We start from the raw sequence: 20,107 nt of genomic DNA, 5'->3' as shown, positions 1-20,107 counted from the left end.
GCCGGTTCAACTAGCGAGATACTTTCCCATGCCGGATCCGTACAGCGAGCGCATGAGCGCCAGCGAAACCCGTGCTGCCGTCGGCCTCGCGCTGGTGTTCGCGTTCCGTATGCTCGGCATGTTCATGGTGTTGCCGGTCCTGGCGACCTACGGCATGGAGCTCAAGGATGCCACGCCCGCCCTCATCGGTTTTGCCATCGGTGCCTATGGTTTGACCCAGGCGGTGCTGCAAATTCCGTTCGGCGTGCTTTCAGACCGCATCGGGCGCCTGCCGATCATCTACTTCGGCCTGCTGATATTCGCCGTCGGTGCGGCCGTCGCGGCTATGTCCGACAGCATCGGTGGCGTCATCCTCGGGCGTGTGCTGCAGGGGGCTGGCGCGATCTCCGCAGCGGTAATGGCGCTGCTGTCGGATCTCACCCGTGAACAGCATCGTACGAAGGCGATGGCCATGATCGGCATGAGCATCGGCCTGTCATTCGCCGTGGCGATGGTCATCGGCCCGCTGCTGACCCGGGCGTTCGGTCTCTCCGGACTGTTCTGGACCACGGCGGCGCTGGCGGTGCTCGGCGCGCTGATCGTTGTCTTTCTGCCGCGCCCGCAGGCGCACATTCGCCATCGCGAATCGGGCGTCGCCCGCCAGGCCTTGGGCGCCACGCTGCGGCACCCGGAGCTGCTGCGGCTGGATTTCGCCATTCTCGCCCTGCATGCCGTGCTGATGGCCAGCTTCGTCGCCCTGCCATTGGCGCTGGTGGAGCAGGGCGGCCTGCCCCGTGAGCAGCATTGGTGGGTCTATCTGACGGCGTTGCTGGTCGGTTTCTTCGGCATGGTGCCGTTCATCATCTATGGCGAAAAGAAGCGCCGCATGCGGCGTGTCGTGCTGGGGGCGGTGGCCGGCCTGCTGCTGTGCGAACTGTTCTTCTGGCTGTTCGGCGACCGGCTGTGGACGCTGGTTGCCGGAATGGTCGCCTTCTTCATCGCGTTCAACCTGCTCGAGGCATCCTTGCCATCGCTGATCAGCAAGGTCGCCCCGGCGGGGGGCAAGGGCACGGCGATGGGCGTGTATTCGACCAGCCAGTTCCTCGGCGCTGGGCTGGGGGGCGTGCTCGGCGGCTGGTTCTACCAGCATGGCGGGCTGAGCACGGTGTTCATCGGTTGTGCAGTGCTCTGTGCGCTCTGGCTGGCGGTCGCGCTGGGCATGCGCGAGCCGCCTTACGTGACCAGCCTGCGGTTGCCGTTGTCCGAGCGGGCGCTGACCGACAGCGAGCTCGAGGCCCGGCTCCTGGCGCTGCAGGGTGTCGCCGATGTGCTCATCGTTGCCGACGAGGCGGCGGCCTACGTCAAGGTGGACAGCCAGCAGGTCGACCGCCAGGCGCTCGAGCGGCTGGTCGCCTGAGGCATCGTCGACATCGAACGGAGTGGCCGGAATGCTGGCTGCTTCCGGCTCCTTGGTTGGCCGGGGCAGGGCGGTAAGGTAACATTCGCGATCACTGGTCTCTGTTCCGCCGCCCGGGCGGAATGCGTTGGGGCCCCTTGAAACATTTCTTTTCCGAAGGAGTTACCCATGGCCAGAGGGGTGAATAAGGTCATCTTGATCGGCAACGTGGGCGGTGATCCCGAGACCCGCTATCTGCCCAATGGCAACGCGGTGACCAACATCACGCTTGCAACCACCGACAGCTGGAAGGACAAGCAGACCGGCCAGCTCCAGGAACGCACCGAATGGCACCGTGTCGTGCTGTTCGGCAAGGTCGCCGAGATCGCCGGCGAGTACCTGCGCAAGGGTTCGCAGTGCTACATCGAGGGCCGCCTGCAGACCCGTGAATGGGAAAAGGACGGCGTCAAGCGCTACACCACCGAAATCGTGGTGGACATGAACGGCACCATGCAGTTGCTCGGCAGCCGCGGCGGCTCCTCCGACGACGCGCCGCGTCAGCCGCGGCCGCAGCGTGAGCCCCAGCAGGCTCCGCGCCAGCAGGCCCAGCCGCAGCGCCAGGCAGCTCCGCAGCCTGCGCCGGACTATGACAGCTTCGATGATGACATCCCGTTCTAGGTCTGCTTGATGCGAATGCGCCTGTTGCTGTTGGGTGGAGGCAATGCCCTCGGGCAGGCGCTCATCCGTCTGGGGGCCGAAGAGGACATCGGCTTTCTCGCACCGCGGCCGCCAGCGCACGGTTGGGATGCGGCGAGCCTGACCCAGCTGCTGGACGACAACCGACCGGATGCGGTGGTCAACCTCGCCTATTACTACGACTGGTTCCAGAGCGGGCAGGCGAGCGACGCCGCGTTGGCTGCTCAGGCGCGCTCGGTCGAGCGTCTTGCCGAACTCTGTCAGCATCATGACTTCATTCTTCTGCAGCCCTCCAGCTATCGCGTCTTCGACGGCGCGCGCACGACCGCCTACAGCGAGAAGGACGAAGTCGCGCCGCTGGATGTCCGCGGCCAGTCGCTCTGGCAGTTCGAGCAGAGCGTGCGCTCGCTTTGCCCAAGGCACGTACTTTTGCGCTTCGGCTGGTTGCTCGACGACAGCAGCGATGGCTTGCTCGGGCGGTTCCTCAAGCGTCTGGAACGCGGTGAGACGATCCGGCTTGCCGATGACCGGCGCGGAAATCCGACGCCGGTGGATGATGCCGCGAGGGTTATCCTCGCCGTGCTCAAGCAGCTCGACTGCCAGGCGCCGTTGTGGGGGACCTATCATTACGGCGGCCATGAAGCCTCGACGCCGCTGCTGGTCGGTCAGGCTCTGCTTGCCGAAGCCAGTCGCTACCGCCAGCTGACGGCCGACGTCCTGCAGCCGGCAGCCCATGCTGCTTGCGAGGATGCCGACGACGAACCCCAGCACGGCGTGCTCGCCTGCAAGAAGATCTTCAATACCTTCGGCATCAAGCCGCGCGCCTGGCGCGCCGGGCTGCCGAGCCTACTGGAACGCTACTACCGTCATGGCTGACCTGCCGATCCTGGTGACCGGGGGGGCCGGCTTCATCGGCTCCAACCTGGTCGATGTCCTGCTTGCCCGCGGCTATCGGGTTCGCGTGCTCGACAACCTCTCTACCGGCAAGCGCAGCAATCTGCCGCAAGACGACCGGGTCGAGCTGATCGTCGGCGATGTTGCCGACGCCGAATGCGTTCGGGGTGCCATCGAGGGGTGTGGTGCGGTGGTCCATCTCGCCGCCGTGGCTTCGGTGCAGGCCTCGGTGGAGGACCCTGTCGGGACGCATCGCGCCAATCTCATCGGTACGCTCAATGTCTGCGAGGCGATGCGTGCCGCCGGGATAAGAAGGGTCGTGTTCGCCTCCAGCGCCGCGGTGTACGGCAACAACGGCGAGGGAGCCGCGATCGACGAAGACACGCCCAAGGCACCCCTGACGCCCTATGCGGCGGACAAGTTGGCCAGCGAGCATTACCTGGACTTCTATCGGCGCCAGCATGGGCTGGAGCCGGTGGTGTTCCGCTTCTTCAACATCTACGGGCCTCGCCAGGATCCTTCGTCGCCTTATTCGGGCGTGATCAGCATCTTTACCGAGCGTGCGCAGCGGGGCCAGCCGATCAGTGTCTTCGGTGATGGCGAACAGACGCGCGATTTCCTGTATGTCGGCGATCTGGTCGAGGTGCTGGTACAGGCGCTCGAGACGCCAGAATTCGAGATGGGTGCGGTGAACGTGGGGCTCGGCCAGACCACTTCGCTGAACCAGTTGCTGGCGGCGATTGGTGAGGTGCTCGGGCAGTTGCCGCCGGTGACTTATCTGGCTGCACGGCCCGGTGATATCCGCCATTCGCGCGCGAACAACGCGCGCCTGCTGGCGCGTTATCGCCTTCCTCAGCCGCCGACCAGCATGCGTGATGGCCTGGCCCGTCTGTTGCGGCGATAACGCCTGGTGAAAACGCAAGAAAGGCGCCGATGGGCGCCTTTCTGCTGTCTGGGACGGCTAGGTTCGTCAGAACTTGTAGCCGAGGCCGACCATGTAGACCCAAGGATCTACATCCACGTCTACCTTGGTCTTGCCGACGCTCAGTGCGGTTGGGCCGTCGACAGTCGCTTCGGTATCAATGTCGATGTAACGCACTTGAGCGTTGAACATGACGTTCTCCGTAAGCATATAGTCCATCCCAATTTGGGCGGCGAGACCGAAGGAGTCGTCCAGCTTCAAGTTGCTGAACCCTTGAGCTTCGCGAGCGCTCGCGAGATCTTCTTGGAAGAAGGTCGTGTAGTTAATGCCCAGGCCGACATAAGGCTGGAAGCTGGATTGGGCTTCAAGTGGGTAGTAAACAACGCTGAGGGTCGGCGGCAGATGCTTGATGTCGGCCAGCTTGCCATCGAGGCCTCCGAGGCCTTTAACACCTACTTCGTGGCTGAATGGCGTAGCGGCCAGCAGCTCCAGGCCAAGGTTATTAGTCAGCATGTAGGCGAAGTTCAGGCCCAGCTGAGTGTCGCTGTCTAGGGTTGCCTGACCGCCGAGCGTTGCGCCATCCACCTTCAAGGCGCCGCTGTCTTCCCTTGGATCAACAGTAATCGCACCAGCGCGAACGATGATGTCCCCGGCCTCGAAGGCCTGGGCGAAGGGGGCGGCCAGCGCCAGGGCCAGCGCGGAAGCGGTGAACAGGGTCTTGCGCATAATGCTTGCTCCATGTGTGCGTAATTCGATGGGGCAATGGTAGGTGTGGCCGATTGGGGCTTTTTGACTTGGCTCAATGAAAACGGGGGGCCGTGCTGCGACCTTTTGCCCTGCTTGCTTTAGATCAATTTACTAATGATAATGGTTCTTCTTTGAGTTAAATTCTCCTAGCAAGGATTCCCCATGTCGTCCGTCCTTCCCCGCCTGCTGGCGGTCGCCGTGCTGCCCTGTTGCGTGCAGTTCGCTGCGCCGCTAATGGCTGCTCCACTCGATGCGGCGCTCGAAGAGAGTGAGCGTCTGTCCGAGGAGGCAGCCTCGTCCCAGGCGCGCATCGAGCAGCTCGACGATGCCACCCGCCAGATGCTTACCGACTATCGCAGTGCCGTGCAGCAGGCCGAGGCCCTGAAGGCTTACAACGCGCAGATGCGTGAGCTGACGGCGGCGCAGCAAAAGGAGCTCGAAGGCTACGAAAGGCAGCTACAGGGCATCGAGGGCACTCAGGAGGCAGTGACGCCGCAGATGAGTCGCATGGTGGAGGTGCTGGGGCAGTTCATCGAGGCGGATCTGCCGTTCCTGCCGGACGAGCGGGCCGACCGTCTGGCACAGCTCGAGGAGTTGCTGCCACGTGCCGATGTCAGCCTGGCGGAAAAGTACCGTCGCATTCTCGAGGCGTATCAGATCGAGAGCGATTACGGCCGCACCCTCGAGGCCTGGCGCGGCGAGCTGCCGGTCGAGGGCGGTTCGCGCAGTGTCGAGTTTCTGCGCCTGGGCCGCGTGATGCTCTATTACCAGACCCTGGATGCTCATGAGAGCGGCTGGTGGAATCCGGCGACCCGCAGCTGGGAGGTGCTCGACGGCAGCGCACGGCGCCCGCTGACCCAGGCGATTGCCATCGCGCGTCAGCAGCAGGCCCCGGCTTACCTGGAATTGCCGGTGAAAACCCTCGGTCGGGAGAGTGCGCAATGAGTCGTCTGTTTTCTCTGCTGGCGCTGCTGCTGGCGCCGGTACTGGTGAATGCCGCCGAGCCGCTGAATCCCGATCAGCTGCTTGAGCGCATCCGCAGTGAGCGGGCCGCCGAAGCGAGCGCCATGCAGGCGCGCGAGCAGGCTTTCGTGCGTGACCGCGGCGAACAGGCCCGTCTGCTGGCGCAGGCCAAGGCGGCGCTGGCCGAGCAGCAGGCCGAGGCCGAACGGCTCAAGGCCGAGTTCGACCGGCAGGAAGCGCTGCTTGCCGAGCAGGAGAAGTTGCTGGCCCAGCGCGTCGGTCATCTGGGCGAGCTGTTCGGTGTGGTCCGCCAGAGCGCCGGCGACATTGCCGGGCAGTGGCAGGACAGCCTTCTCAATGCCCAATATCCCGAGCGCCTGGCGCAACTGCGAGGGCTCGCCGAGAGCCGCACGCTGCCCTCGGCCGAGGATCTGGATGCGTTCTGGATGACGCTGTTGGAGGACCTGGCCGCCAGCGGTCGGGTCGAGCAGGTCAGCCTTCCGGTGGTTGGGGTCGACGGCCAGCGCAGCGAACAGCCGGTGCTGCGCGTCGGCACATTCTCGGTCTTCGGCCAGGATGACTTCCTGCGCTACGACGCCGATGCCGGTCAGTTGCTGGCACCGGCTCGGCAGCCTTCCGGCATGGGCGAAGTCGATGACTATCTGCGCAGCGATGAGGCACTGGGTGTGCTACCGATCGACCCGAGCCGCGGCACGCTGCTGGCGCAGTTGCAGCGCGAGCCGGACTTCTGGGCGCGCCTGCAGCAGGGCGGGCTGGTCGGCTGGGTCATTGTCGCATTGGGTGTGCTCGGCCTGTGCCTGGCGGGCTGGCGAATGGTCTATCTCAGTGGCGTCGGCCGCAAGGTCGCCAGCCAGATGCGCGAGCTCGAGCGGCCGCGCGACGACAATCCGCTCGGCCGCATCATTGGTGTGCTCGGGCCGAAGCCGCAACTTGCGGACCTGGAGACCCTGGAGCTCAAGCTCGACGAGGCGATCCTGCAGGAAACGCCGCCGCTGGAGCGCGGCCAGCCGCTGCTCAAGTTGCTGACGGCTGTTGCGCCCTTGCTTGGTCTCTTGGGCACCGTGACGGGCATGATCGTTACCTTCCAGGCCATCACCCAGAGCGGTGGCGGTGATTCGCGGCTGATGGCCGATGGCATCTCGCAGGCGCTGGTAACCACCGTGATGGGCCTGGTGGTGGCCATCCCGCTGCTGTTCCTGCACGCGCTGCTGGCCAGTCGCAGCAAGGCGCTGATCCAGCTCCTCGAACAGCAGAGCGCGGGCCTGATCGCGCTGCACTTGTCGGGAACGCCTCGTCGTGACTGATATGCACGGGCTCTGGCTGCGGCTGGTCGACAGCGGTCATCTGCTGCTCGACTTCATGGCCGCCGGTGGGGTCGTCATGTGGGCGCTGGCGGTGCTCTGCGTGCTGTACTGGACGCTGGTGTTCGAGCGCCTCTGGTACATGCGCCGGGTGTTCCCGCGCTGGGTCGACGCCCGCCGCCAGGCCTGGGCCCGGTTGGCCAGCGAGCCCGGCACCTGGCAGCGCGCGGTACGCAGCGCCTGGCTGGCGCAGGCTCAGCAGCAACTGGCCGGGCCGCTGCGCCTGAGCAAGGCGCTGGTAGCGCTCTACCCGCTGCTCGGCCTGCTCGGCACCGTGACCGGGATGATCGCCGTGTTCGATGTGCTGTCGCTCAACGGTACCGGCAACCCGCGCGGCATGGCCGCTGGCGTCTGGCAAGCCACCCTGCCGACCATGGCTGGCATGGTGCTGGCCATCACTGGACTGTTCAGCCTGGCGCGCCTCGAGCGTATCGCCCGGCTGTCGCTCGACCGGCTGGCCGACCAGCTGCGTCACGATTGAGGAGCTGTTGATGCGTATGCGTCGCCATCATTACCAGCAGGACGAAGACACCGGCATCGACCTCACGCCGATGCTCGATGTGGTCTTCATCATGCTGATCTTCTTCATCGTCACCAGCTCCTTCGTCAAGGAGTCCGGCGTCGAGGTGCAGCGCCCGCAGGCCGATACCGCCAGCGCCCAGGACAAGGGCAACATCCTCATCGCCGTGACCGCCGACGGCCAGATCTGGATCGACAAGCAGCAGATCGACGTGCGCAGCGTGCGCGCCCATGTCGAGCGCATGCGCGTCGATCAGCCCGATGGTGCGGTCGTGGTGCAGGCCGACCAGGATGCACGCACCGGCCTGGTGGTGCAGGTCATGGATCAGGCGCGACAGGCCGGGGTCCGCGACGTGGCGCTGGCGGCCAGCACGGGAGCGCGGTAATGCGCCAGGGCTTGAGCCGCGCCGGCTTTTCGCTGCTGGCGGCCTGTGTGGTCACCGTATTGCTGTTCGCACTCATGCTGAGCATGGTCTCGCCGCCGCGCAGCGAAGTCAGCGACGAGCCCGTCGCAGTCGCCAACTTCGTCCGCATGGATGGGCGCAACCAGGACGCTGCGACGCGCACGCGCCAGCAGGCGCCACAGCCGCCACAACCCAAGACGCCGCAGCCACCGACGCCACCGACGCCGAGCATGGCGACCCCGGCGGCCAATCTGCCAAAGCTCGATCTCGATCTGCCGAACATCGATGCCGGTGTGTCGGTCGCCGCGGCACCGGCGCCGAGCTTGAGCGGCCTGAGCGCCGCTGCGGCCCCTGCGCCAGCTGCCACGGCACCCGCGGCTGCTGCCGCCGCCGAGGCGGGCGGGCAACCGGGCGGGCCGGAGCAAGAGGTGGTGCCGCTCAACGATGTTCGTCCCGAATATCCCTACCGAGCCCGGCAACGCGGGATCGAAGGGCATATCAAGCTGGCCTTCACCATTTCCCCCTCCGGCCGGGTGGAAAACATCCGCGTGCTGGAGGCTTCGCCGCGCAACGTCTTCGACCGCGAGGCGCGCCGGGCGGCGGCTCGCTGGCGCTTTGCTCCACGCACCGAGAACGGCGTGGCGGTTTCGCGCGAAGCCGTGAAGACCCTGCACTTCCGCCTGCAAGGAGAACGCTGAGATGCCTCGTCTGCTGCTCGTGTTGATCCTGACCTTCGCCAGTGCCGCGCAGGCGGCGCAAAGTATTGCACCTGGCGTATACCGCGCTCTGCAAGAGGCGCAAAGCGCTCAGCAGAAGGGTGACTATGGTGCTGCGCGAAAGGCGCTGCAGGGCGCCGGGGCCAAGCCTGGCAGCATCGAGCAGGCCCTGGTCTGGCGCAGCCTTGGCTACCTGGCCTGGGCGCAGGGCGATACCGCCGACGCCGTGCGGTGGCTCGACAAGGCGCTGGCCAGCGGCAAGCTCGACGAGCAGACACTCGCCGCCGAACGCGCCAACCTGGCGCGCCTGTACCTCGCCGAAGGCGACTTCGCCCGCGTCGTCAGCCTGTTGAAGGGGGCGGACCAGCAGGATGCCGATATCCTGCGCATGCTCGTGCAGGCGTACCAGGGGCTCGGCCAGCATGCCAAGGCGCTGCCCCTGGCCGAACGTTATGTGGCGGCCAATCCGCGCGCCGAGGACGTCTGGCTGCAACTGCTGGTGGCCGGCAACGCCGAGCTCAAGCGCTACCCTGCGGCCGAGCGTTGGCAGCGCCAGCTGCTGTTGCGCCACCCAGACCAGCCGCGTAGCTGGCGCCAGTTGGCCGGGCTGCAGCAACTGGCCGGCGCCGACGAGCGGGCGTTGGCCACGCTGCGCACCGCCTACGCCAAGGGCCTACGCTTTAGCGAGGCGGAGCTGGACAACCTGGTGCTGCTGGCCGCCGCAGCCGGTCAACCCTGGCAAGCCGCACGACTGCTGGACGGCATGCTCGACGCCGGTCTGTTGCAAGGAAGCGCGACCCGCCGCGAGAGGCTGGCGCAGCTCTGGTGGCAGGCGCGCGAGCGCAGCACAGCGGCGGAACTGTACCGCGAGCTGGCGGCCCGGAGCGGCCAGGCGAAGCTGTGGATGAATCTGGCCCAGCTCGAACTCGAGCAGGCCCATTGGCAGGCCGGCCTTGAGGCGCTGCGCAAGGCTGAACGTGCCGGGGCCGAGCGGCGCCAGGTGCGCGCCTGGCGTGAGTGGGCGGAGAGTGAGCTGAGCTTCGAGCGCGAGCGTCAGGTCGCCCGCACCAACTGAGCCACGCCCGCCGTTCAGGGCAGGTCGTAGGGAAAGATACGCTGCGCCTGCATGCTGTAGCCCGCTTCGGCCAGCTCGCTGCTGGCTGGCTCGACGCGCAACGGACCTTCGATCCAGAACGGTTGATAGAGTTGCTCTACCTTTACCCCTGGCTCGCTGATGGCGTGGACGATCTGGTTCGACGGCGGCGGCGGCACGTGAATGCAGGCGCCGAAATAAGGCACCAACAGGAACTCCACGACGCGCTCCTGCTCACTGATTTCCAGCGGCACGATGTAACCCGGCAGACGCACCTCGAGGCCGTCCAGCGCCTGCACCACCGGCGCATTCGGGTGCTGTTGCGCCGCTGCGGGGCCATTCTCGGCGGCGAGTACATCGGCCAGTTGCGACAGGTCGTGCATTGCGGCCGGCGGGGCCGGGGGCGGCGCATCGGCCGGTACCAGTTCCGACCAACGTAGCTCGCGTATCTCGGCGGTCGCCCAGGATGACACCAGACACAGCAGCAGGATCGGCAGGGGTCTGGGCATGGCGTTCTCAAAGGCGAATGGACAGGCCGTCGACGAGCGACTGCCGGTACGCGCGCCAGGCGGGTACGCCGCCCATCAGCACGGCGGCGCACAGCACCGCGCCGAGCAGCCGCCATTCATGCTGGCCGGGCCAGCGCAGGGGAACGTACAGGCCGTAGTGCGCCTGCAGCGGTCCCTGCGCCCCCAGTATCGCCAGATAGAGCAGCGCGACGCCAAGCAGCATGCCGGCGACTGCCAGCAGCAGGGCTTCGGCGACCAACAGCCCGGCGATATGCCAGGGGCGCGCACCGACCGAGCGCAGGATGGCCATTTCCCGGCGGCGCTCGTTGAGGCTGGTGAGGATCGCCGTCAGCATACCGACCAGACCGATCAGCACGACGAACAGCGAAATGACCAGCAGCGCCTGCTCGGCGGTTCCCATCAGGCTCCACAATTCCTGCAGCGCTACCCCGGGCAGCACCGCCTGCAGCGGTTCGCTGTGGTAGCCGTTGATCTCGCGCTGCAGGCCGAAGGTGGCAAGGCGACTGTCCAGGCCAAGAAGAAACGCGGTGATTTGCCGGGGCTGCAGCGGCAGCTCGCGCGCCTGCGCGGCACTCAGTCGCGCCGCACCCTGGGCCGGTACGCCATGACGCCAGTCGGCATGCAGCGCTTCCATGCCCGCCAGGCTGATGTGCAGCGTGCGGTCGACCGGTGTGCCGGTGCGCTGGAGAATGCCGACCACCTCGAAGGGCTTGTCGTCGTGCTGAAGCAGGCTGATGCGGGCGACGCCGTGCGCAAGCACCAGCGAATCGCCGAGCCGGTAGTTCAATTGCTGGGCAACTTCCGCGCCGAGCACCACTTCGAAGGGGGCCGTGGCGAACGGCCGCCCTTCAGCCAGAGCCAGCGGCTGTTTGCGCCCGTAGCGGTAATGCTCGAAATAGGCCCGGTTGGTACCGAGTACCCGGTAGCCGCGGTGCGAATCGCCTAGCGAAAGCGGTATCGCCCAGCGCACCCGCGGGTGATTGGCGAAGTGCTCGAAGCTCTCCCAGCGGATGTTGTTGGTCGCGTTGCCGATGCGAAATACCGAGTAGAGCAGCAGGTTCACCGAACCGGAGCGCGCGCCGACCACCAGATCGGTCCCGCTGATGGTGCTGGCGAAGCTGGTGCGTGCCTCGGTGCGGATGCGCTCGACGGCCAGTAACAGGCACACCGAGAGCGCGATGGCCATGACCGTCAGCAGGGCGGTGAAGCGGCGGTTGTTCAGGCTCGCCAAGGCCAGGCGCAACAGATGCAAGCTCAACTCTCCGTGATCGGGCGGGCCCGGTTGAGTGCCGGCAGCGACAGGCTGCGGTCGAACAGGCCCGCCAGGCTGCGGTCGTGGCTGACGAACAGCAGGCTGGCGCCGGCTGCACTGCATTCGTCGAACAGCAGGCGCAGAAAGCTCTCGCGGCTGTCGGCATCGAGCGCCGAGGTCGGTTCATCGGCGATCACCAGTTCCGGCTGGCCGATCAGCGCACGAGCCGCGGCGACCCGTTGCTGCTGGCCGATGGAGAGCGAGTCGGCGCGGCGCTCGAGCAGCGACGGGGGCAGCCCGAGATGCTCGAGCAACCGGCTTGCGGCCTGCTCCGTACTGCCGTGTCGACCGCAGGCACGCTCCCTGCGCAGGCGCGAGAAGCCGCAGGGCAGGGTGACGTTGGCGCTTACCGAGAGGAACGGCAGGAGGTTGAACTGCTGGAAGATGAAGCCGGTGTGATCGACCCGCCAGCGGTCGCGGGCTGCGGCGCCGAGGCTGGCCAGGTCGCGGCCGAGTAGGCGGACGTGCCCGCGGTCGGGCATATGCACGCCACCGACCAGGCCCAGCAGCGTGCTCTTGCCGCTGCCCGAAGGGCCTTCGAGAAACACCCGTTCACCCTGGTGCAGGCTCAGCTGCGGGATATGCAGCAGCTCGGTTTGCCCGGGCCAGGCGAAATGCAGATCGTGGATCTCGAGGACGGGCGGAGCCATGGCGTGTTCGGCGGGCATCGTCAGAACTCGAGGGTCGCCGCGCGCAGGCCCAGCTCCGCAGCACGCTGACCGCCGGGGCCGATCAGCTGCACACGCACGCGTTCGAGCCCGGGATAGCCGGCGAACAGCGCGCTGAGGTCCAGTTGCGTCAGTTTGGTCGGCTCGGTGCACAGGAGTCTGTAGCGCGCGAGGATGTCGCTATGGCTGTTATCGTCGGCCGCCCGCGAGGTGCCCTCGCGGTTGTAGCCGGCGTGATTGCTGCCCAGCAGCGAGCTGTCGATCTCCTGCTCACTGACGGCGCAGCCTGCCTGTGCCGGTATGCCGAACAGCCTTTGCGGCTGTTGCAGATCGCCACTCACGGCGGCAATGCGGCGTTCGTCCGGCTCGCCGGCCGGTGCGTGCTCGAACCCCAGCAGATTGATCGCCGGGCTGCGCAGCTCCAGGTCCAGGCGTGTGCCTTCGAACGCCACATCGAGCTCGGCAACACCATGTTCATGGGCGTGCAGCGCGGCGTGGGTGGCCGCGGCATCGTGCTCGGCTTGTTCCTGGGTGTGCTCGTGCGCCTGGGCCAGTACCGGCAGCAGGACGAGGGTCGAAAAGGCGATCAGCTGGCGCATGGAGGGCTCCGGTAGGAAAGCGTCCGTTACGTTATAACAACTTTTGCTTGCGGCTGGCCAGATTTCCTGCGGCATGTGAGCATGAGACGTTTCGCGCTTGGAGGCGGTCATGATCAGGATCAGCGGAAAGATCGGCGATTGGCCGGTCGACCTTGCCATCGAACTCGACAACGAGGATTGGGCGAATCTGGCCGCGGGCTTCGTCGCGGCGCAGCCCGCGGCTGCGGAGCAGGGCGGCGCGCGGCGACCGCGAGAGGATGCGCTCTGGCAGACCGCCCAGGAGCGCCTGCGCCAGGCCGGCATTCTCGAAGGCCCGCAACTCTTCGAGGAGCTGCGCGTGCTGGCCGGCAGCGAGCAAGCGGCCAAGCGGCTGCTGGTCAGGCTGCGGCACAGCGAGCAGGTGCAGGTCGAGCATGGTGCCGACGCCCCGACCTATCGCTGGATCGGCTGAAGCAGCTCAGTAGAGCGCCTGATACAGCTTGCGGCGGTACTGGCCGACCAGCGGGTGATCGTTGCCGAGCAGGTCGAATACCTGTAGCAGCGTCTTGTGCGCCACGCCTTCGTTGAAACTGCGGTTGCGCACGAACAACCTGAGCAGGCCATCGAGGGCGGCTTCGTACTGCTGTCGGGCGAGTTGCTGTACGGCCAGTTGATAGGTGGCCTCGTCGTCGCCCGGGTCCTGCGCCAGGCGCGACTTGAGCGCCGCGGGCTCCGGCAGGTCGTTGGCCTGGCGCAGAAAGGTCAGCTGCGCACGGGCGCCGGCCAGCGCCTGCTTGTGCTCGTCGCCCTTGACTGCAGCGAGGACGGTTTCGGCCTCGCCCAGCTCGCCGCGTTCGGCCAGGCAGCGGGCATAGAGAATCAGCGCCTCGGCGTTCTCGTTGTCCTCGCCAAGCAACTGCTTGAGCGTGTTTTCCGCATCGCCGATGCGGCCTTCGGCGAACAGCTCCCTGGCGCTTTGCAGCAGGTCGGCCTCTGGCGCCGGTGGCAGCTGCACGTGCGGTTCGAGCATCGCGCGGATCGCTGATTCGGGTTGCGCCCCGGCGAAGCCGTCGACCGGCTGGCCGTCCTTGAACAGCACCACCGTCGGCAGGCTGCGGATGCCGAAGCGCATCACCACGTCCTGCTCGATGTCGCAGTTGACCTTGGCCAGCAGCAGCTCGCCGGCATACTCCTCGGTGATCTTCGCCAGCAGCGGCATCAGCGCCTTGCACGGCGCGCACCACTCGGCCCAGAAGTCCACCAGCACCGGTTTGTGAAAGGAGTCTTCCAGCACCAGCTGCTCGAAATTGGCGCTGGTGACATCGAAGATGAAGGGACTCTGGCTCATCGGAATCTCGTCGAGGGCGGGCAGGGAAAAGGCTGCAGGATGACATGGGGGCGCCGACGGCGCCATGCAAGTACTCGCGTCTTCGCGGGCGCTGGGCTAAGGTTGCGCCGGCCCGACGCTGCCGGGCCACACAACCCTTCCTAGACCGGTGCGGCGATTGCAGTCGCGCGTCAAAAGGAGCTTCAAATGTCCTCGCTCTCCGCTTTTCGGGAGCGCTACCTCGTGCGTTTCTGGTCGCCGCTGCCGGCACTGGTCGCACTCGGGGTCGCCTCTGCCTATTACTTTGCAATCACGGGAACCTTCTGGGCCGTTACCGGCGAGTTCACCCGCTGGGGCGGCCATGTGCTGGCCTGGTTCGGTGCCCAGCCCGAGCAGTGGAGCTATTTCAAGCTGCTTGGCCTGAACGGCACGCCGCTCGATCGGGTCGACGGGGTGATGATCATCGGCATGCTGCTCGGTGCGTTGTGCACCGCGCTGTGGGCCAACAACGTCAGTCTGCGCTGGCCGACCAGCCGGCGGCGCCTGCTGCAGGGGCTGGTCGGCGGCATCATCGCCGGCTTCGGTGCGCGCCTGGCGATGGGCTGCAACCTGGCGGCGTTCTTCACCGGCATTCCGATGTTTTCCCTGCATGCCTGGGCCTTCATGCTCGCCACTGTGGCCGGCGCCTGGGTCGGCGTGAAGATCTGCCTGCTGCCCTGGCTGCGCACGCCGCTGCGGGTCGGTACTCAGGCCAGTGCGCTGTTTGCCGACCCTGAAGCGACCCGCCGGCGTGCCGGCCTGCAGGCGCGTATCGGTGTCGGCGTTGCGCTGGTGGCGGTGGCCTTTGCCGCCTGGCGTTTCGACGCCTCGCTGGTGCTGGGCATGGCGGTGCTGTTCGGGCTGCTGTTCGGCGGGCTGATCGAGCGTGCGCAGATCTGTTTCACCAGTGCCGCGCGCGACCTCTGGACCACCGGCCGCACCCGCGCGGCGTACGGCATCCTGCTCGGCATGACCGTGGCATGCGTCGGTACCTTCGGCGCCATTGCGCTGGGTGCGAGTCCGAAGATCTTCTGGATGGGCCCGAACGCGATCATCGGCGGCGTGCTGTTCGGCATTGGCATCGTGGTCGCCGGCGGCTGCGAAACCGGCTGGATGTACCGCGCGATGGAAGGCCAGGTGCACTTCTGGGTGGTCGGCGTCGGTAACGTCATCGGCGGCACCCTCGTCGCGGTGTACTGGGACGCACTTGGCAGCACCCTGGCGCTGCCCTATCCGAAGGTCAACCTGCTCGAGCGCTTCGGCCCCACCAGCGGGTTGATGCTGACGTTCGCCGGGCTTGCCGTGGCCATGCTGCTGGTGCACCTCAACGCCAAACGATTCCAACCGAAAAGGAGCTCGCTCGATGAGCCAGGTACCCGATCTCTCGCTTGACCTGCGAGGCGAACACTGCCCGTACAACGCGATTGCCACGCTCGAAACCCTCGAGACGATGAAGCCGGGGCAGTTGCTCGAAGTGGTGACCGACTGCTCGCAATCGGTCAACGGCATCCCCGAGGACACCCGTGCCAAGGGCTACGACTGCCTCGCGGTGGAGCAGCATGGTTCGCTGTTCCGTTTCCTGATTCGCGTACCCGCCTGAGTTCGCTCAGCTCGCGGCGGCCGCTGTGCTCCGGCGCAGCGGCCAGTGCCGCAACGGCCGATAACGCACGCCGCCTTCCTCCTGCTCCGACACATACAACGCAAAGGACTCGACCGGCCAGGCGAATGTCGGGGGCGTAGCGTGCCGGCGCTCGCCTGCCTGGCGCATCAATGTCAGATGCGGCAGGAAGGGGCGGTCGTCCACCGGCAGCCCGCGTTCAGCCAGGCCGGCGCGCAGCAGCGCGACAAGGTCGCCAAGCGCGCGCGGCGGCTGCTCTGGCGCCAGGCAAGTGAACCCCTTGCCGAGGCTGATCAGCCGATCCAGGCGCAGCTCGAAGGCCTCGGCATGGATCGACTCGCCCAGGCGCGCGATCTCGGCCAGTGCGTCGGCCGGTTGCGCGCCGAGAAACGCCAGCGTCAGGTGCAGGTTCGCCAGCGGTACGGCGCGCCCGTCCAGGCCCTGCTCGTCGCGCCAGCGGCCGATGGCCTGTGCCTGGTCGGCCGGGCAGGGCAGGGCGAAGAACAGCCGCAGCGGGTCGTTCATGCTGCCGCCTCTGCGCGGCGGGCGTGGTAGAGGCTGACCCGGCGAAATTCCTCTGGTTCGGCGAGGTCCGGCCAGGTGCAGGCTTCGAGCATGCCAAGGCGCTGGTACAGCGGGTGGGCGAAGTCGCGCACCCGCGAGTCGGCCACCAGCGCCTCGCGGCCGCGGCTGAGAAACTGGTCGAGCAGCGGCAGGTTGGCGCGGTCGTAGAGCACGTCGGCGACGATGATCAGGTCGAAGCGATCGGCTTCGGCGAAGAAGTCCGCCGAGTAGCTCAGCTGAACCTCGTTCAGCGCGGCATTGGCGCGGCAGGCCGCCAGCGCCAGCGGATCGAGATCGCAGGCCACCACTTCGGCCGCACCCGCCTTGGCCGCGGCGATTGCGGCGACGCCCGAACCGGCGCCGAAGTCCAGCACACGCCGGCCACGCACCCATTCGGGATGCTCGGCCAGCCACTGCGCCAGGACCAGGCCGCTGGCCCAGCAGAAACACCAGTAGGGTGGCTCCTCGAGGATGCGCCGGGTTTCGTCTGGGCTGAAGGCGCGATCCATGTTCGCCGCATCGATCAGCCACAGGCGCAGATCGGTGCCTGGTAGCGTCTCGGCGGCCAGGCGTGCATCGCCGAGCAGGGCGGCCAGCGCCTGTTGCAGCTCGCGCGGCGGGGTCATGGCGCCGGCACCGGGCGCAGATCGCCGAGCGCCTGGCTGCCGGCGCTTTCGATGGGGATCGCCGGCAGGCGCATGATCAGTTGGCCCGCGCGGGTCACGCGGCCGCGCAGCTCGACCGTGCGTCCGGCCGGAAAGGCCTCGGGGTTGAACTGCAGGGCGAACGGCAGCGGCTCGCCCTGGCCTTGCAGCTGTAGCGAGCTGAGCAGGCGGTCGGGCTGGTCGCGGCGGTCGACTTCCAGCAGGGCCAGTTCGACCTGGCTGCCGGCCGGAACGCCGATCAGTCGGCCCTGCAGCTGGTTGAGGATGTCCGACTGCTGCACTGGCAGCTCGACCGGCTGCACCGGCGCCTCGCTCGGCTGGCTGCCGCAGCCGGCAACGGCAAGCAGGACGGCGCTGAAAAGGATGGGACGAAACGGCACGAAGGCTCCTCCGGCGGGGCAGTGGCAGGGCATACGGCATGGTACTGCGCCCTCGTTTGTCTTGCCTGGGCGATGCGCTACCATGGCGCTCCTCACACTCTGACCACGAATGTCACCATGCATTGTCCCTTCTGCAGCGCGCATGACACCAAGGTCATCGACTCCCGTCTGGTGGCCGAAGGCGACCAGGTCCGTCGGCGCCGCGAATGCCTGGCCTGCGGCGAGCGCTTTACCACCTTTGAAACCGCCGAACTGGTGATGCCGCGTCTGATCAAGTCCGATGGCAGCCGCCAGCCGTTCGACGAGGACAAGCTGCGTGCCGGCATGCAGCGTGCACTGGAGAAGCGCCCGGTGAGCGTCGAGCGCCTCGAGGCCGCCATTGGCCACATCAAGCATCAGCTACGCGCCACCGGCGAGCGCGAGGTCAAGTCGCGCGTGCTCGGCGAGCTGGTGATGGCCGAGCTGCAGAAGCTCGACGAGGTCGCCTACATCCGCTTCGCCTCGGTCTACCGCCGCTTCCAGGACCTCAACGAGTTCCGCGAGGAGATCGAACGGCTGTCCTCGCGCGATCCGGGCAAGGCCTGATGCTGCCCGATCAGGCGTGGATGGCCCGCGCGCTGCAGCTGGCGCGCCAGGGCCTGTATTCCACCCACCCGAACCCGCGGGTCGGCTGTGTGATCGTCAAGGACGGCCAGCTGGTCGGCGAGGGCTGGCACCTACGCGCCGGCGAGCCGCACGCCGAAGTGCATGCCCTGCGCCAGGCCGGCGAGCAGGCCCGCGGCGCCACCGCCTACGTCACCCTGGAACCCTGCAGCCATCACGGGCGTACGCCACCTTGCGCCGAAGCGCTGGTCGCCGCTGGCGTCGGTCGCGTGGTGGCGGCCATGCAGGACCCCAATCCGCAGGTCGCCGGGCGCGGCCTGGCGCTGCTGCGCAGCGTCGGCATCGAGGTCGCCAGCGGGGTGCTGGAGGGCGAGGCGCGCGAACTCAACCGCGGTTTCATCAAACGCATGGAAAGCGGCCTGCCGTTCGTCAGCGCCAAGCTGGCGATGAGCCTGGACGGGCGCACCGCGATGGCCAGCGGCGAGAGCCAGTGGATCACCGGACCGGCGGCCCGCGCCGAGGTGCAGCGCCTGCGCGCCCGCGCCAGCGTGGTGCTGACCGGCGCCGATACCGTGCTGATGGACGGCGCGCGGCTGACCGTGCGCGGCGCCGAGCTGGGGCTGGATGAGGCGCAGACGGCGCTGGCACTGTCGCGCCCGCCGCTGCGGGTGCTGGTCGATGGGCGCGGGCGGGTGCCGCTGGGCGCGCCGTTCTTCCAGGCCGGGCCGGCGCTGGTGGCTGCCGCCGCTTCGGTCGACGCCGCGCCCTACCGCGCTGCCGGCCACGAGCTGCTGACGCTTGGCGAGGGGCGCGTCGATCTCGCAGCCCTGCTTGGCGAGCTGGCCGCGCGAGGCGCCAACGAGGTGCTGGTCGAGGCCGGCCCGCGCCTGGTCGGCGCCTTCGCCGCGCAGGGCCTGATCGACGAATACCAGCTGTTCGTCGCCGCCAAGTTCCTCGGTTCTTCGGCGCGGCCGCTGCTCGAGTTGCCGCTCGAGCGCATGAGCGAGGCGCGCGAACTCTGCATCCGCGATATTCGCGCGGTAGGCGGGGACTGGAAGATCGTCGCAACGCCGAAGTAGAGGGCGCCGCGCCAGGCCGGGTGACCGGCGCGGGACACCGAATCGCTGCGTTTGGCTGCACCTTGTGCGCATTTGTGATAAAAACTCGCCCGGGCCGCGAGGCCCGACGTTCTCAGGGCGGGGCGAAATTCCCCACCGGCGGTGATGGCGCAAGCCCAGCCCGCGAGCGCTCGCCGCCTGATCGGCGAGGTCAGCAGATCCGGTGCGATTCCGGAGCCGACGGTCATAGTCCGGATGAGAGAGAGCGGGATGTTCAGGCGGCGCCGTTCGGCGGCGGGCCAGTCCCTGCGATCTGCATTGCCCTGTTTTTCACAAACAGGAGTTCACTGAATGCATTCGTTCCTCGGCCTCGACAGGGAGGCCACATGTTCACCGGAATAATCGAAGCGATCGGCAGCATCCGCGCGATGACGCCCAAGGGCGGCGACGTGCGCGTCTATGTATCCACCGGCAAGCTCGACCTGGCTGACGTCAAGCTCGGCGACAGCATCGCGGTCAACGGCGTCTGCCTGACCGCGGTGGAGCTGCCCGGCGACGGCTTCTGGGCCGATGTCAGCCGCGAGACCTTGGCGCGCACCGCCTTCGTCGACCTCAAGACCGGCAGCCGGGTCAACCTGGAAAAGGCCCTGACGCCTACCAGCCACCTCGGCGGGCATCTGGTCAGCGGCCATGTCGATGGCGTCGGCGAGATCGTCGCCCGCGAGGATAACGCCCGCGCCGTGCAGTTCCGCATCCGCGCACCGCGCGAGCTGGCCCGCTACATCGCGCTCAAGGGCTCGATCACCGTCGATGGCACCAGCCTCACGGTCAATGCGGTCAATGGCGCCGAGTTCGAGCTGACCATCGTGCCGCACACCCTGGCCGAGACGATCATGGCCGACTATCGGCCGGGCCGTCGGGTCAACCTCGAAGTGGACCTGCTGGCGCGCTACCTGGAGCGCCTGCTGCTGGGCGACAAGGCCGCCGAGCCGAGCCCGAACGGCATCAGCGAAGCCTTCCTCGCCGAACACGGCTACCTGAACAAGTGAGACTG

The 20,107-nt window shown here is 67.3% G+C and carries 25 protein-coding genes and 1 riboswitch; of the genes, 16 read left to right on the top strand and 9 right to left on the bottom strand.

Going from position 1 to position 20,107, the window contains the following annotated elements; all coding sequences use genetic code 11:
• The first annotated feature begins 28 nt into the window (after positions 1–28).
• The 4 genes from CL52_RS17260 to CL52_RS17245 all read left to right on the top strand — a co-directional run bounded on the left by CL52_RS17260 (position 29) and on the right by CL52_RS17245 (position 3,869).
• Positions 29–1,396, top strand: a complete 1,368-nt coding sequence (locus CL52_RS17260) for an MFS transporter (protein ID WP_043222047.1) — start codon at positions 29–31, stop codon at positions 1,394–1,396.
• A gap of 168 nt (positions 1,397–1,564) precedes the next feature.
• A complete protein-coding gene (locus CL52_RS17255) occupies positions 1,565–2,053 on the top strand; it encodes a single-stranded DNA-binding protein (protein ID WP_041110253.1) in 489 nt (162 codons plus the stop codon).
• 9 nt (positions 2,054–2,062) lie between these two features.
• The gene (locus CL52_RS17250) at positions 2,063–2,947 is read left to right on the top strand and encodes a sugar nucleotide-binding protein (RefSeq protein WP_043222045.1); all 885 of its coding nucleotides are present in this window, start codon (positions 2,063–2,065) and stop codon (positions 2,945–2,947) included.
• A complete protein-coding gene (locus CL52_RS17245) occupies positions 2,940–3,869 on the top strand; it encodes an NAD-dependent epimerase/dehydratase family protein (RefSeq protein WP_043222043.1) in 930 nt (309 codons plus the stop codon). The genes CL52_RS17250 and CL52_RS17245 overlap by 8 nt, the downstream gene beginning before the upstream one ends.
• 66 nt (positions 3,870–3,935) lie before the next feature.
• On the opposite strand, the gene CL52_RS17240 is transcribed toward CL52_RS17245, so the two are convergent.
• The gene (locus CL52_RS17240; RefSeq protein WP_041110256.1) at positions 3,936–4,613 is read right to left on the bottom strand and encodes an OmpW/AlkL family protein; all 678 of its coding nucleotides are present in this window, start codon (positions 4,611–4,613) and stop codon (positions 3,936–3,938) included.
• A gap of 183 nt (positions 4,614–4,796) precedes the next feature.
• On the opposite strand from CL52_RS17240, the gene CL52_RS17235 reads away from it, so the two are divergent.
• From CL52_RS17235 to CL52_RS17210, 6 genes are read left to right on the top strand one after another with little or no spacing between them, the layout of a single operon-like run.
• Positions 4,797–5,579, top strand: a complete 783-nt coding sequence (locus CL52_RS17235; protein ID WP_043222040.1) for a DUF3450 domain-containing protein — start codon at positions 4,797–4,799, stop codon at positions 5,577–5,579.
• Positions 5,576–6,922 carry a MotA/TolQ/ExbB proton channel family protein gene (locus CL52_RS17230; protein WP_041110258.1) on the top strand — a complete coding sequence of 449 codons (1,347 nt, stop codon included), beginning with the start codon at positions 5,576–5,578 and terminating at the stop codon, positions 6,920–6,922. The genes CL52_RS17235 and CL52_RS17230 overlap by 4 nt, the downstream gene beginning before the upstream one ends.
• 1 nt (position 6,923) lies before the next feature.
• A complete protein-coding gene (locus CL52_RS17225; RefSeq protein ID WP_249330127.1) occupies positions 6,924–7,460 on the top strand; it encodes a MotA/TolQ/ExbB proton channel family protein in 537 nt (178 codons plus the stop codon).
• Positions 7,461–7,470: 10 nt separating this feature from the next.
• Complete coding sequence (locus tag CL52_RS17220) at positions 7,471–7,884, top strand: ExbD/TolR family protein (protein WP_041110260.1); 414 nt, start codon at positions 7,471–7,473, stop codon at positions 7,882–7,884.
• On the top strand, positions 7,884–8,600 hold the full coding sequence (locus CL52_RS17215; protein WP_041110261.1) for an energy transducer TonB: 717 nt from the start codon (positions 7,884–7,886) through the stop codon (positions 8,598–8,600). Before CL52_RS17220 ends, CL52_RS17215 begins: the two co-directional genes overlap by 1 nt.
• 1 nt (position 8,601) lies before the next feature.
• Positions 8,602–9,693: a tetratricopeptide repeat protein gene (locus CL52_RS17210; protein WP_043222038.1), complete on the top strand. Its 1,092-nt coding sequence runs from the start codon at positions 8,602–8,604 to the stop codon at positions 9,691–9,693.
• A 14-nt stretch (positions 9,694–9,707) separates the two neighbouring features.
• Here the strand turns inward: CL52_RS17210 and CL52_RS17205 are convergent, their stop codons facing one another.
• The 4 genes from CL52_RS17205 to CL52_RS17190 are packed head-to-tail and all read right to left on the bottom strand — an operon-like array spanning position 9,708 to position 12,820.
• Positions 9,708–10,220 carry a DUF3299 domain-containing protein gene (locus CL52_RS17205; protein ID WP_043222036.1) on the bottom strand — a complete coding sequence of 171 codons (513 nt, stop codon included), beginning with the start codon at positions 10,218–10,220 and terminating at the stop codon, positions 9,708–9,710.
• A gap of 7 nt (positions 10,221–10,227) precedes the next feature.
• Complete coding sequence (locus tag CL52_RS17200) at positions 10,228–11,493, bottom strand: ABC transporter permease (protein ID WP_043222034.1); 1,266 nt, start codon at positions 11,491–11,493, stop codon at positions 10,228–10,230.
• A gap of 2 nt (positions 11,494–11,495) precedes the next feature.
• Complete coding sequence (locus CL52_RS17195) at positions 11,496–12,203, bottom strand: ABC transporter ATP-binding protein (protein WP_041110276.1); 708 nt, start codon at positions 12,201–12,203, stop codon at positions 11,496–11,498.
• Positions 12,204–12,223: 20 nt separating this feature from the next.
• A complete protein-coding gene (locus CL52_RS17190) occupies positions 12,224–12,820 on the bottom strand; it encodes a DUF2796 domain-containing protein (RefSeq protein ID WP_041110265.1) in 597 nt (198 codons plus the stop codon).
• 109 nt (positions 12,821–12,929) lie between these two features.
• Between CL52_RS17190 and CL52_RS17185 the strand changes: the two genes are divergently transcribed.
• Positions 12,930–13,271 carry a hypothetical protein gene (locus tag CL52_RS17185; RefSeq protein WP_041110266.1) on the top strand — a complete coding sequence of 114 codons (342 nt, stop codon included), beginning with the start codon at positions 12,930–12,932 and terminating at the stop codon, positions 13,269–13,271.
• 6 nt (positions 13,272–13,277) lie between these two features.
• Here CL52_RS17185 and trxA read toward each other — a convergent pair whose 3' ends face one another.
• Positions 13,278–14,147, bottom strand: a complete 870-nt coding sequence (gene trxA / locus CL52_RS17180) for a thioredoxin (protein ID WP_043222032.1) — start codon at positions 14,145–14,147, stop codon at positions 13,278–13,280.
• Positions 14,148–14,333: 186 nt separating this feature from the next.
• Here trxA and yedE point away from each other — a divergent pair, with 186 nt between their 5' ends.
• Both yedE and yedF read left to right on the top strand, forming a co-directional pair.
• On the top strand, positions 14,334–15,557 hold the full coding sequence (yedE, locus tag CL52_RS17175) for a selenium metabolism membrane protein YedE/FdhT (protein WP_043222030.1): 1,224 nt from the start codon (positions 14,334–14,336) through the stop codon (positions 15,555–15,557).
• Complete coding sequence (gene yedF / locus CL52_RS17170; RefSeq protein ID WP_041110269.1) at positions 15,529–15,765, top strand: sulfurtransferase-like selenium metabolism protein YedF; 237 nt, start codon at positions 15,529–15,531, stop codon at positions 15,763–15,765. Before yedE ends, yedF begins: the two co-directional genes overlap by 29 nt.
• 6 nt (positions 15,766–15,771) lie before the next feature.
• On the opposite strand, the gene thpR is transcribed toward yedF, so the two are convergent.
• Genes thpR through CL52_RS17155 form a run of 3 tightly spaced genes read right to left on the bottom strand, consistent with a single transcriptional unit; the run spans position 15,772 to position 17,392 of the window.
• Positions 15,772–16,308 (bottom strand): RNA 2',3'-cyclic phosphodiesterase, encoded by a 537-nt coding sequence (gene thpR / locus CL52_RS17165; protein WP_043222028.1) that lies wholly within the window; start codon positions 16,306–16,308, stop codon positions 15,772–15,774.
• On the bottom strand, positions 16,305–16,973 hold the full coding sequence (locus tag CL52_RS17160) for a class I SAM-dependent methyltransferase (protein WP_043222026.1): 669 nt from the start codon (positions 16,971–16,973) through the stop codon (positions 16,305–16,307). The genes thpR and CL52_RS17160 overlap by 4 nt, the downstream gene beginning before the upstream one ends.
• Positions 16,970–17,392, bottom strand: a complete 423-nt coding sequence (locus tag CL52_RS17155; RefSeq protein ID WP_043222023.1) for a YbaY family lipoprotein — start codon at positions 17,390–17,392, stop codon at positions 16,970–16,972. The genes CL52_RS17160 and CL52_RS17155 overlap by 4 nt, the downstream gene beginning before the upstream one ends.
• A 117-nt stretch (positions 17,393–17,509) precedes the next feature.
• Here CL52_RS17155 and nrdR point away from each other — a divergent pair, with 117 nt between their 5' ends.
• The 3 genes from nrdR (at position 17,510) to CL52_RS17140 (ending at position 20,102) form a co-directional block, all read left to right on the top strand.
• The gene (gene nrdR, locus CL52_RS17150) at positions 17,510–17,977 is read left to right on the top strand and encodes a transcriptional regulator NrdR (protein ID WP_041110273.1); all 468 of its coding nucleotides are present in this window, start codon (positions 17,510–17,512) and stop codon (positions 17,975–17,977) included.
• Positions 17,977–19,074: a bifunctional diaminohydroxyphosphoribosylaminopyrimidine deaminase/5-amino-6-(5-phosphoribosylamino)uracil reductase RibD gene (ribD, locus tag CL52_RS17145; RefSeq protein WP_043222021.1), complete on the top strand. Its 1,098-nt coding sequence runs from the start codon at positions 17,977–17,979 to the stop codon at positions 19,072–19,074. Before nrdR ends, ribD begins: the two co-directional genes overlap by 1 nt.
• A gap of 104 nt (positions 19,075–19,178) precedes the next feature.
• Positions 19,179–19,324: riboswitch (FMN riboswitch) on the top strand.
• Between the two features lie 115 nt (positions 19,325–19,439).
• Positions 19,440–20,102, top strand: a complete 663-nt coding sequence (locus CL52_RS17140; RefSeq protein WP_043222019.1) for a riboflavin synthase — start codon at positions 19,440–19,442, stop codon at positions 20,100–20,102.
• Positions 20,103–20,107 lie beyond the last annotated feature (5 nt).

The sequence above is a fragment of the Stutzerimonas balearica DSM 6083 genome (assembly GCF_000818015.1).
In the GTDB taxonomy this organism is placed as follows: Bacteria; Pseudomonadota; Gammaproteobacteria; order Pseudomonadales; family Pseudomonadaceae; genus Stutzerimonas; species Stutzerimonas balearica.
Note: the sequence above shows the minus strand (reverse complement) of the source record. Positions and strands in the feature narration are given on the sequence as shown.